Source organism: Allobosea sp. 01N443 (assembly GCF_056399325.1).
The window spans coordinates 53,255-64,336 of sequence record NZ_JBFTRC010000011.1; the positions used below are offsets into that span (position 1 = coordinate 53,255).

The 11,082-nt window shown below is 64.1% G+C and carries 10 protein-coding genes; 3 read left to right on the plus strand and 7 right to left on the minus strand.

Features of this window, described 5'->3' with window-relative positions:
- Positions 1-109 precede the first annotated feature (109 nt).
- Positions 110-844: a spermidine synthase gene (locus AC1DRP_RS05480; RefSeq protein WP_476768003.1), complete on the plus strand. Its 735-nt coding sequence runs from the start codon at positions 110-112 to the stop codon at positions 842-844.
- Between the two features lie 66 nt (positions 845-910).
- On the opposite strand, the gene AC1DRP_RS05485 is transcribed toward AC1DRP_RS05480, so the two are convergent.
- The 7 genes from AC1DRP_RS05485 to AC1DRP_RS05515 are packed head-to-tail and all read right to left on the minus strand — an operon-like array spanning position 911 to position 8,374.
- Positions 911-1,441, minus strand: coding sequence for an NADH-quinone oxidoreductase subunit B family protein (locus AC1DRP_RS05485; protein WP_476768004.1), 531 nt, complete (start codon positions 1,439-1,441; stop codon positions 911-913).
- A 9-nt stretch (positions 1,442-1,450) separates the two neighbouring features.
- Positions 1,451-2,968, minus strand: coding sequence for a hydrogenase large subunit (locus AC1DRP_RS05490; protein WP_476768005.1), 1,518 nt, complete (start codon positions 2,966-2,968; stop codon positions 1,451-1,453).
- 18 nt (positions 2,969-2,986) lie between these two features.
- Positions 2,987-4,435 carry a hydrogenase 4 subunit F gene (locus AC1DRP_RS05495; protein WP_476768006.1) on the minus strand — a complete coding sequence of 483 codons (1,449 nt, stop codon included), beginning with the start codon at positions 4,433-4,435 and terminating at the stop codon, positions 2,987-2,989.
- A complete protein-coding gene (locus tag AC1DRP_RS05500; protein WP_476768007.1) occupies positions 4,432-5,094 on the minus strand; it encodes a hydrogenase-4 component E in 663 nt (220 codons plus the stop codon). The genes AC1DRP_RS05495 and AC1DRP_RS05500 overlap by 4 nt, the downstream gene beginning before the upstream one ends.
- Positions 5,095-6,051 carry a respiratory chain complex I subunit 1 family protein gene (locus tag AC1DRP_RS05505; RefSeq protein WP_476768008.1) on the minus strand — a complete coding sequence of 319 codons (957 nt, stop codon included), beginning with the start codon at positions 6,049-6,051 and terminating at the stop codon, positions 5,095-5,097.
- Positions 6,042-8,054, minus strand: coding sequence for a hydrogenase 4 subunit B (gene hyfB, locus AC1DRP_RS05510; protein WP_476768009.1), 2,013 nt, complete (start codon positions 8,052-8,054; stop codon positions 6,042-6,044). Before hyfB ends, AC1DRP_RS05505 begins: the two co-directional genes overlap by 10 nt.
- 11 nt (positions 8,055-8,065) lie before the next feature.
- Positions 8,066-8,374, minus strand: a complete 309-nt coding sequence (locus AC1DRP_RS05515) for a helix-turn-helix domain-containing protein (RefSeq protein WP_476768010.1) — start codon at positions 8,372-8,374, stop codon at positions 8,066-8,068.
- Between the two features lie 780 nt (positions 8,375-9,154).
- Between AC1DRP_RS05515 and AC1DRP_RS05520 the strand changes: the two genes are divergently transcribed.
- Positions 9,155-9,355 carry a hypothetical protein gene (locus tag AC1DRP_RS05520; protein ID WP_476768011.1) on the plus strand — a complete coding sequence of 67 codons (201 nt, stop codon included), beginning with the start codon at positions 9,155-9,157 and terminating at the stop codon, positions 9,353-9,355.
- Positions 9,356-9,548: 193 nt separating this feature from the next.
- Entirely contained in the window at positions 9,549-10,925 is a 1,377-nt protein-coding gene (locus AC1DRP_RS05525; RefSeq protein ID WP_476768012.1) for a transposase, read from the plus strand.
- The last annotated feature ends 157 nt before the right edge of the window (positions 10,926-11,082 follow it).

Consider the following 11,082-nt stretch of genomic DNA (forward strand, 5'->3'; position numbering starts at 1 on the left):
CATCAGGATCGCTATCCTGATGGTGATTTGTGATGTTCGAGGCATCACTATTGATGCCGGGTGCAGTTCGCGGGCATCCGAATGGGAGCCCTCGCAACGGGACTGGGCAATGCGGACGTTGGGCTATTTCGACGGGGCGCATGGTACGATTTGCATCATAGAGGACAAGGCGACCGGGGCCCGCCGCTACTACGAAGGCAACGCATTCCAAAGCCATGCCCTGCCGAGCGGCGAAAGCTGTTTCACCTATGTTCACCTGATGAGCAATTTTCTTCGGCCGGCGACGAATGTGCTGTTGCTCGGATGCGCCGGCGGCACGCTCGCGACGATGCTGCACCGGCAGGGAAAGACGGTCACGACCGTCGACCATAATCCGCTCAGCTTCAGGCTCGCGCAGGAGTATTTCTGGATGCCGCCCGGGGTTCGCTGCGTCGTAGCCGATTTCAAGGACTTTCTCGGCGGAACGACTGGCTGCTTCGACGGCATCGCGATCGATGTCGGCGGCATGGACTTTCGGTTCGGGGACGCGTTCGATCGCCAGACCTGCCAGGCGTTGCGCCGTGCTCTGACGCATTCCGGGCGAATTGCGATGAATCTCCTGGTCGATCACGACCTGAATCCGCTGCCCGATCAGATCACGGCCGACCTGACAGGACCGGATCTGAATGGCTGGATCATCGACGAAGCCGTTGGAGAACCGGAACGCAACGCCGTCATCATGTGTGCGCCGGAGCGTCGGCTCGAGCTGGATGAGGACTCCTTTCCCGCGGTCATCGCCGCGGAATTCCAGAGCTGGTCCATCCGGCGCCCGCGGCTACGCTCGATCACGCTGCGTTCGGACTAAATCGTCCAAACGCAGCGTGATCGACTCTCATAGCTTAGAGCATGCTCTGGCGGCGGGCCGCGAGCGTCACAGCGAGGCGCCTGCCTTACCGTACACCATGAGTGCAAGCAGCCCCTTGAGCAATGCGACCGGGGTCGGCGGGCAGCCGGGAATGCGCAGGTCGACCGGAACGACCGCCGAGACGCCGCCGAGGCAGGCATAGCCGCTGGCGAAGACGCCGCCATCGCAAGCGCAGGCTCCGGCGGCCACGACCCATTTGGGCGCGGGAGTCGCTTGGTAGGTCCTCAGCAGAGCTTCGCTCATGTTCCTGGTGACGGGCCCGGTCACGAGCAGGACGTCGGCATGCCGCGGCGAGGCGACGAACCTCAATCCAAAACGCTCCAGATCGTAGAAGGCGTTGCCGAGGGCATGGATCTCAAGTTCGCAGCCATTGCACGAGCCGGCATCGACCTGCCGGATGGACAGGCTGTGGCCGAGCCTGGTTCGGGTGGCGTGGTCGAGCTGGGCTGCGAGCGCGGCGATCTCGGCGTCGGCCTCGCTGCGGATGGGTTCGGTGAGCGGGGCCTTGACGAGGCTTTCGAACAGGATCTTCCGCATGGCGCCTACCTAGAGGTCGTGCCCGGAATAGGAGCAGTTGAACGATTTGTTGCAGAGGGGGAAATCGGCGACGATGTTGCCCTCGATCGCCGCCTCCAGCACAGGCCACTGGAACCAGGACGGATCGCGCAAATGGCAGCGGTCGACGCTCCCGTCGGCCCGCAGGCGCAGCCAGGCGAGAACATCGCCACGGAACCCTTCGACCAGCGCCAGACCCTCGGCAGGCTTGCCCGTCGCTCCCAAAGGCGCGCGCAGCTCGCCGCCCGCCGGTAAGGCGTCGAGAATCTGCTCGATCAGTGCGAGGCTCTGCAGGACCTCCTGGATGCGGATCCAGACCCGTGCATTGACATCGCCATCGCCGCGCACGGGAACATCGAAGCGCAAACTGTCATAGGGCGCATAGGCGAGGTCGCGGCGGGCATCGAAGTTCCGCCCGGATGCCCGACCGACATAGCCTCCGCAACCATAGTGCCGGGCCAGCGTCGGGCTGAGAAACCCGGTTCCGACCGTCCTGTCCTGAAGCGAGGCGGTATTGTCATAGAGCTCGACCAGCGCCGGAAAGGCCTTCCCGGCGATACCGGCCAATTCGCGGATTTGCCCGGCGCCCTCCGCAGTGAGATCTGCAGCGCTGCCGCCGGGCACGATGCAGTCCATCATCAGGCGGTGCCCGAAGCAGGCAGCCGCGGTCCGCAGCACGCGCTCGCGCAGGACGCTGGTATGGGCATGCAGGAGCGCGAAGGCGGCGTCGTTGCAGATCGCGCCGATATCTCCGAAATGATTGGCGAGACGCTCGAGCTCGGCCATCAGGGCCCGCAGCCAGACGGCGCGCGGCGGCACGTCGACGCCAAGCGCCGTTTCGACGGCCCGGGCGAATGCGAACGCATAGGCGACCGTGCTGTCGCCCGAGGTGCGGCCGGCGAGGCGCGCGGCCTGTTCGATGGAGGCGCCCGCCATCAGCGACTCGATGCCCTTGTGGGTGTAACCCAGCCGCTCCTCGAGCCGCACCACCGTCTCGCCATTGGCGGTGAAGCGAAAATGGCCCGGCTCGATGATGCCTGCGTGCACCGGGCCGACCGGAATCTGATGCAAGCCTTCGCCTTCCGCGCCGAGGAATGGATAGGCTGCCGGCTCTCCGGCTGCTTCGGTATGGTGAGCCAATGGCTTGCGCAGCTCCCACCGACCATGATCGAGCCAGGGCCGTGCATCCGGCAGCCCCGCCGGCTCGATCCCGAACAGATCCCGGAGCGTGCGCTCCAGGCGGAGGGCCGGAGGATGGACCTGGCTGACCGAGGGGACCGGTCCCTCGGTCAGCGGCATCGTGACAACAACGACGCTTCCTCCGTCCTCGTCGAGGAGGGCCATGTGAACCGCTTCGGCCTCCCCCCAAAGCCCGAGCAAGGTGCAATGCCCTTGGGCAAGCCACAACATCACGGTCTGCCAGAGGGATTGGCTCACCACGACCCGCGGGCATGGTCGATGCGCTTCGATCAGGCGGCCGGTCGCGACCATGTCGAGCAGCGTCGGCATCCGCTCAGTCCTCCCATCCTATCCGAGCAAGCTTGCGACGTGCCGGAACCAAGCGACGAGCGGTGGCGGCAGGTAGATGCCCGCCATCAGGACGAGGCCGAGATGTCCTATCATCGGCAGATAGGATGCCTGCACCGGCTCGCTGCTGCCAGTGGGCTCGCCGAATGCCAGCCCATGCACCCGCAGCAGAAGGGCGCCGAAAGCGACGAGCAATCCCACGACCAGCGGCAACGCAAGCAAGGGCTCGCGGGCGAAGGTCGAGCTGACCACCAGGAACTCGCTCATGAAAATGCCGAGCGGGGGCATTCCGGCGATGGCGACGACACCGACGACGAGGCCCCAGCCGAGGAGAGGGTGGGTCACCGTCAGGCCGCTGATGTCGGCGATCTTCTGCGTGCCCTTGGCTTGGGCAATATGGCCAACGGCGAAAAAGATCGCCGATTTTGTCAGGCTGTGCATCGTCATGTGCAGAAGGCCTGCGAAATTGGCCAGCGGCCCGCCCATGCCGAATGCGAACACGATGATGCCCATGTGCTCGATCGACGAATAGGCGAACATCCGTTTGATGTCGCGGCGGCGATAGAGCATGAAGCCCGCGAACACGAGCGAGATCAGGCCCAGCGTGACCATCAACGGTCCGGGCGTCAGCGCCGCCGGATTGGCCGCGAGCAGCAGCTTGAAACGCAGGACGGCATAGAGCGCGACATTGAGCAGCAGGCCGGAAAGCACGGCTGAAATCGGCGTCGGACCCTCGGCATGGGCATCCGGCAGCCAGGCGTGCAATGGTGCCAGGCCCACTTTGGTGCCGTAGCCGAGCAGCAGGAAAACGAAGGCGAGGTTGAGCAGCGCGGGATCGAAGGTAGAGACGCGTTGGATCAGCACGCTCCAAACCATGCCGTCGAGACCTTCGCCGACCACGGGGCGGGCGGCCATATAGACGAGGATCGTCCCGAAGAGCGCGAGCGCGATGTCGACGCTGCCGAGGATGAAGTATTTCCAGGCCGCCTCGATCGCGGCGTCGGTGCGGTAAATGCCGACCATGATTACCGTGATGAGCGTCGCCATCTCGATCGCCACCCACATCAGGCCGATATTATTGGCCACCAGCGCCAGGTTCATGGCGAACAGCAGGGCCTGATACATGGCGTGGTAGAAGCGCAAATGAGCCGGGGTGAGCCGCTCCGTCTCCAACTCGTGGGCGATGTAACTGGCGCTGAAGACGCTGGTGGTGAAGCCGACGAAAGTGTTGAGAACGACGAAGACGATGTTGAGATCGTCGACCAGGATGTAGGGACCGGGCTCGGGCTTCGACGCGAACAGGGACAGCGCCGCGAGGAGGGTCAGGAAGGCCGAGAGCATGTTGAGCCGCGCCGACAGGCGATAGCCTGGCRACAGCGCGAGCAAGACGGCCGTCGCGGCGGGAACGACCAGGATCAGGGTGACGCCGTCGACCGGAACCGGGTTCATCGCTGGTCCCMGCGGAAGCGATCGAGCGCGTGGACATCGACGGTGTCGAAGCGTTCGCGAATGCGAAACAGGAAGATGCCGATGACGATGAAGGCGACGAGAACGGAAAAGGCCACGCTGATCTCGACCACCAACGGCATGCCCTTGGCGCCGGTCGCGGCGAGGATCAGTCCGTTCTCCAGCGACATGAAGCCGACGACCTGACTGACCGCATTGCGGCGCGTCACCATCATCAGCAGGCCGAGCAAGATGACGGATAGGGCAAAGGCCAGGTCTTCCCGCGCGAGCGGGTCGGCGTCGGCCGTCACCTTCAGCATGACCACCATGGACAGGGCGACAAGTCCGATGCCCGCCAGCATGGTGGGGCCGATGCTGACGACGTTCTCGATCTCGCGGTGGATGCCGAGCCGGGCGATGATCCTATGCAGCGCGACCGGGATCACGATCGCTTTGACGATAAGTGCGATCATCGCGGTGATGTAGAGATGCGGGGCACCCTGGACCCAGGCCTGCCAGGCAACCGACAAGGCGAGTACGGTCGCCTGCAGGGCGAACACGTTGAGAAGCGCGTAGAGACGGTCCTGATACAGCAGCATCAGGCTGACCAGCACCAGGCCGCCAGCGAGCAAATGGGCGATATCGAAGGCCAGGTTGCCCATCTAGAGGCTCCGCGACACGAAGAGCAGCAAGGTCCCGAGCAGACCGAGCATGAGGGCGGCTCCAAGGAAGTCCGGCACGCGGAAGACCCGCATCTTGGCGATGGTGGTCTCGAACAGGGCGAGCAGAAAGCCGCCGAGGGCAAGCTTGGCTATATAGGCCGCGACGCCTGCGATCTGGGCGCTTGCGCTGGCACCGGGCGGCGCCAGGCCCCAGGGCAGGAACACGCAGCTGATCAGCGACATGTAGAGCAGGAGCTTCAGCGAGGCCGCGAACTCGATCATGGCGAGATGACGCCCGGAATATTCCAGCACCATCGCCTCGTGGACCATGGTCAGTTCGAGATGTGTCGCCGGATTATCGATCGGGATGCGCGCGTTTTCGGCGATGGCCACCATCACGAGGGCGACGAGCGCAAGCGCGAGCGAAACCCGCACGCCGACCGACGGGGACAACATGAAGCCCGCGACGTTCGAGAGCTGGGTCGATCCGGCGAGGAGCGCCAGCGTGAACACGATCATGATCATTGCAGGCTCGGCGAGCGTCGCGATCATCACCTCCCGGCTCGAGCCGATGCCGCCGAAGCTGGTGCCGACATCCATCCCTGCGAGGGCCAGAAAGAACCGCGCGCTGCCGAGCAGGGCGATGATCGCGATCAGGTCGGCGGACCAGCTGAACAGCAGGCCGGCCGCGAAGGTCGGCACGAGCGCAGCGGCCACCCAAGTCGCCGCGAAGATCAGGTAGGGGATCACCCGAAAGAGCCAGGACGCGCTTTCGGCAAGGATCACCTCCTTGCGCAGCAGCCGCAGGAGATCCCGGTAAGGCTGCACGATCGGCGCGCCGCGGCGGCGCAGCAGCCGCGCCTTCACCTTGCGGACGAAGCCGGTGAGCAACGGCGCCAGCAGCAGAACCAGCAGCATCTGCGCGCCCTGAATGGCGAGATCCGCGATCACGACCATAGCGCCAGCACCAGCAGAAGGAAGACGAGGGCGGAGAAGACCAGGCTGAGATATTGGCGGATGGTCAGGAACTGAAACCGGTTGAGCCGCTCGGCCGCGACGGAGACGGCGCTGGTGACGGGGATATAGATCAGCTCCCAGGCGAGATCGCGCAGATCGACCTGGAACCGGGCCGGACGCAGGTCTCCCGGCGGAGGCATCTCGACGCGTTCCCGGGCCTGAAAGGCGTAGCCGCCGAAGACGCGGCGGATCGGCTGGGCGAAGCTGCTGGCGGTGTATTGCGTCGCCGGGCTGGATTGCGGAAAGCCGCAATCCCATGCCGGTCCGCGGCGCAGCGCATGCGAGGCCAGGCGGTGGATGGCGTAGGCCGCGAGCGAAGCGGACGCCGCGATGAAGCAGAAGACCAGGAGGCCGTTATAGGAGCTCCGGCTTTCGGCGATTGGCACGATCGAGAGCCAGCCGATTCCGGCCTGTGTCGGCATCCGGCCGCCCACGACGCCCTGCACCACGGGCGCGATGGCGTCGATCACGAAACCGGGCAGGATTCCGGCGAGAATGCACAGTCCGGCGAGGATGACCATTGCACTGAGCGAGAAGCGGTCGACCTCCGCGGCCTGTTCCGCTGCCGGCGTGCGGGGYCGGCCGAGAAAGACGATCCCGAAGACCCGGACGAAGCAGGCTGCGGCGAGCGCGGCTGATAGGGCAAGCATCGCTCCGACGGCAGGCACGAGCAGCTTCAGTCCCCATAGCGGAAGCTGCGGGCTGAGCAGGACCGCCTGGAAGGCGAGCCATTCGGAGGCGAAGCCGTTCAGGGGCGGCAGGGCTGAGATCGCGGCGCAGGCCACCAGCACCACGGCGCTGGTGACAGGCATGCGGTGGATCAGCCCCCCGAGATCCTCCATCTGGCGCTTGCCGGTCGCGGTGAGCACGGCGCCGGCTCCGAAGAACAGAGCACTCTTGAAGAGAGCGTGGTTGAAGGCATGGAACAGCGCCGCGGTCAGCGCCAGCGCGCCCGCCGCGGACAGGTCGTTCGCGCGGAAGGCGAGTGCGAGGCCAAGCCCGACGAAGATCAGGCCGATATTCTCGATCGTACTGTAGGCGAGCACACGCTTGAGATCATTCTCCATCAGCGCATGGAGGACGCCGAGCACGGCGGTCCAGCCGCCGATCGCCAGAACGGGAAAACTCCACCACCAGGCTGTCGGGCCGAGCAGGTCGAAAACGATCCGGATGAAGCCATAGACCGCGACCTTGGTCATCACCCCGCTCATCAGCGCCGAGACGTGGCTCGGCGCAGCCGGATGGGCGAGCGGCAGCCAGACGTGCAACGGCACCAGGCCGGCTTTCGAGCCTGCGCCGAGCAGTGCAAGGCCGAGGACGAGCCCGGCGGGCAGCGGTAGGAGATGGTGAGCACGGATCGATGCGAAAGCGTAGCTTCCGTCCGGCCCCGCCAGCAGGCCGAAGGCAAGCAGYAGGGCGAAGGTGCCGAAACTCGCCATCACGATGTAGACGTAGCCGGCGCGAATATTATCGCGCTCCTGGTGATGCGCCATGACCAGCGCCCAGGATGCAAGCGACATGAATTCCCAGGACAGCAGGAAACTGAAGGCGTCATCCGCCAGGAGGACGAGATTCATGCCGGCAAGGAACGCTGGAAAGAATGGCAGCACGCGTTGCGGGGCGTGCTCGTGCTGGCCGTAGCCGATACCGTAGAGGCTAGTGACCGCTCCGCCGAGATTGATCACGGCCAGGAAGAAGGCCGACAGCGCGTCCATGCGGAAATGCGCGCCGATCCAGGGCAGGCCAAGAGGCAATACGACGCCGGGTGATGCGCCGGCCCCCTCGACAAGATGGAGCAGCGCCGTGATCAGCGCGATGGCACTGGCGATGCCGGCCGCGCCATAGACGATGCGTGACCCTTGGCGCCAATTGCTTGCGACGATGCCGACCCCCGCGATGCCCAGCAGCGCCGCCACGCACCACAGTCCGACGATCGTGACCATCGCGCTTGCTCCTAGGCTGCTCTAGCCTTGGCCGTCTGCGGCATTTTGCGGGAGTGTGGTTCGGCACTGGCGGCAGCTTCCTTGAGCCGAACGCCGCGCCCCTCACCCTGACTCGGCGCTCCTTCTCCGATGAGTTCGATTCCGGCCGTGTTCAGCGCGCCGACCAGCTTCATCAGTGAATCGACATTCCCGCGGATCACACCGTCGCTGCCTTCCATGCGCTGGATCGTCGGCACAGAAAGCTGGGACAGCGCTGCAAGGCCGCGCTGATCGATCCCGAGAAGGGCGCGTGCGGCCCTTAGTTGCGCTCCGGTGATCATGGGCTTGCCAGTGATAGCTGCGCACCGAATGTCGAAAATAATTTGTACGCCCTGAGGAGCTTTGCTTCAACTATGGCTTTCGATGTCTAGAGCATCAAACTGCAGGACCATTCGTTGACGTGGAGCAACGCCAAATGGCCAAGCCTGAGGATCCTGGTTGCAGCAATTGCGCTCTCCTGGGGTGCAATTTACATTTTAATGGGCGTCACACCCATCTCTGCTGTCTTGGCTGCTGTTATTGCAGGCGCCATTCGAATTTATGCTGCCAGGTAATGACTTTAACCGATACCAGAATATGTTGTTTATTGGTGATTGTGAGTCGATTTCTGCCGCGCATGAATATTGGATACGTTTGAGGTTCATGAGGCTTGATTCTGTGCGAACGTTGCTGGAATCATGGACTTGCCATTGAATGCTATGCGCCGAATGTCGATTTGAGACGCCCGGCGACCCGCAGTCGTCACAATGAAACCAGTCCTGTCTCAACTTGCCCCTCCGGGAAACGCTCATCGACACTGCGGCGACCATCGCGCCGCGTGTCATCGTCCGGCAGGGCAAATGACTGGTCCCTGAACACTACGCATCGACGAGAGCCTGTGCCGTGCCGAATTGTTCCCGGCCGAGCGCGCGGTACAGGCGGATAGGGCGCGCGACCAAGAAGTTGATTGAGATCAACCAGCCCATGCTCGAGGTGCATATAGTCCCGCCGCAACGAGCATAGATCAGCAGTCATTGCACATCGGATAATGCCCGCACGCGATGCGCGCTAGGGAGGCGCATATGACGGGAAAAACCTACGCGGAATGGCTGAAACAGCTAGAGAAACTGGAGCGAGAGCAACTCCGCCACTATGCCGCCAACCGTCAGAAGGAAGGCGACGCCGTTGGCAAACAGATCGAACAATGGATCTGCGGCGGGCGCGCGCACGGTTTCTGCACGCCAGACGGGCGGCCATTGCCCAAATGGCCACGCCCATGTTGAGCAGACGGCGCGGCGCAAGGCCGCTTTCGATTGAGGGCGAGAACGCCGCATGAGCGGCGGGGTCAGGATGCAAAGCCTCAACTGCCCACAAGCAGACGCTGCGAAGGGCAGCTAAGGGCCGATTGTGTTGAAGAAGTCGGTGTTGCTGGGAGCTTGAGGTTCTGATTCATTCGTCGCTGCGGAGGGCAGCGCGATGATGGGCGAGCGGACGGTTGCGCAGGAGGCACTGTTCTACGAGTTCAGCCTGGAACGGCACGTCCCTGCGGACCATCTGCTGCGCGCCATCGATCGCTTTGTCGATCTGTCCGGCATTCGTGCGCATTTGCGCCCGTTCTACAGCGAAACCGGCCGACCTTCGATCGATCCCGAGCTGATGATCCGAATGCTGATCGTCGGCTACTGCTTCGGCATCCGCTCCGAGCGCAGGCTCTGCGACGAGGTCCATCTGAACCTGGCCTATCGCTGGTTTTGCCGGCTCGGCCTGGAGGGGGATGTACCCGACCATTCCACCTTCTCGAAGAACCGGCACGGTCGCTTCCGCGACAGCGATTTGCTGCGCGAGGTCTTCGAGATCACGGTCAGGCGCTGCATGGCGGAGGGGCTGGTTGGCGGCGAGGGGTTTGCCGTCGATGCCAGCCTGATCAAGGCCGACGCCAATCGCCAGAACGGCGTACCCGGCAAGGACGGGTTGGCGCCCGAGGCCGCCAACCATGCGGTGCGCGAGTATCTGGCCGTGCTGGACGATGCCGCCTTCGGCGCGGCGACACCGGTCGTGCCCAAGTTCATCTCGCCGGCCGATCCTGCCGCGCGCTGGACGGCCGCCCATGGCGGGCAGGCCTTCTTCGCCTATGCGACGAACTACCTGATCGATCTGAAGCATGCCGTCATCATGGACGTCGAGGCGACCACGGCCGTGCGGCAGGCCGAGGTCGGCGCCGCGCGAACTATGATCGGGCGCACGCAGGACAGGTTCGGCACATGGCCTGAGAAGCTGGTAGCGGACGCCGCCTATGGCTCGGCCGAGAACCTGGCCTGGCTGGTGCACGAGCGAGGTATCGAGCCGCATATTCCGGTGTTCGACAAATCCCGGCGCCGCGACGGCACCTTCAGCCGTTCCGACTTCGCCTATGATCACGATCGCGATCTCTACATCTGTCCGGGCGGCAAGGAACTTCGGCAGTTCCGACGGCCCTTCGCGGTGCCGCGCGACGGTATCGATCCTGAAGGCCTCATGCGCTACCGGGCGATCAAGAGCGACTGCGACGCCTGTTCCCTGAAGCCAAAGTGCTGTCCGAAAGATCCTGCTCGCAAGATCCTCCGCTCCATCCACGAAGGCGCCCGCGACATGGCGCGCGATATCGCCGCCACCGATGCATACGTAACCTCGCGACGAGAGCGGAAGAAGGTCGAGATGCTGTTTGCGCACCTGAAGCGCATCCTCAAACTCGATCGCCTGCGCTTGCGAGGACCATGCGGCGCCCGCGACGAGTTCCTCCTCGCAGCCACCGCCCAGAACCTCAGGAAAATGGCGAAGCTGATGCCGGCCGGAGCACTGCCCCTGGCGGCATGAGGGCGAACGCCCTCTCAGCGACCCGTTCAGCATCAATCGGCAGCCGACCCCAGCGCCGACTTCTTCAACACAATCGGCCAGAGAATGCCCTGAGCGGCGAGCGGCAACCAAACAATTCTCACGTGTTGTAGCCCCATTCATTTCCCCAGATCATGAC